This window comes from Vibrio sp. 1288 (assembly GCF_033344475.1).
Genome location: NZ_JAWPOX010000507.1, coordinates 1 through 710, shown reverse-complemented (window position 1 = coordinate 710; position 710 = coordinate 1). Strand labels below are relative to the sequence as shown.

The 710-nt window shown below is 47.7% G+C and carries 1 pseudogene; it reads right to left on the bottom strand.

Annotated elements, in window-relative coordinates:
- A pseudogene (gene glmU / locus R8O11_RS27675) lies at window positions 1–710 on the bottom strand (bifunctional UDP-N-acetylglucosamine diphosphorylase/glucosamine-1-phosphate N-acetyltransferase GlmU); the annotation flags it as partial.

Genomic DNA, 710 nt, shown 5'->3' with positions numbered 1-710 from the left:
AAGGACGAACGATAGTGTTATCGTCGATTTCACAGTCTTTCAGCACACAACCAGTGCCGATAATGACGTTATCACCCAGCGATACGTTACCTTCGATGATCACATTGGCATCGATTTCACAATCCATACCGCACTGAAGCTCACCGCGTAAGTCAAAACGCGCAGGGTCACGTAGCATCACACCTTGTTCAAGTAGTTTTTGTGCTTGCATCGATTGGAACGCGCGCTCTAGACGAGCAAGTTGAGCGCGATCATTAACACCTTCTACTTCAATGGCATTCACTGGGTGAACCGCTTCAACGGCACGCCCTTCGTCGTGCGCAGCAGCAATAACGTCTGTTAGGTAGTACTCACCTTGAGCATTGTTGTTGTTTAAGCCAGACAACCAACGCTTCAGATCACCACCAGTCGCAACCATTACGCCAGTGTTGATCTCTTTAATTTGCTTTTGTTCTTCACTTGCGTCTTTTTGCTCAACGATAGCAACCACTGGACCATTTTTACGAATGATCCGGCCGTAACCGGTCGGGTTATCGAGCATTACAGTAAGTAACGCGATGCCACCTGTTGGTTGTGCATCAAGTAGGTTTTCAATGGTTTCAGGAGAAATTAGTGGGACATCACCATAAAGAACTAGGATCTTTTCATCGTCTTCGAAACGTGGAGAAGCCTGATCCACCGCGTGGCCAGTGCCAAGCTGATCCGCTTGA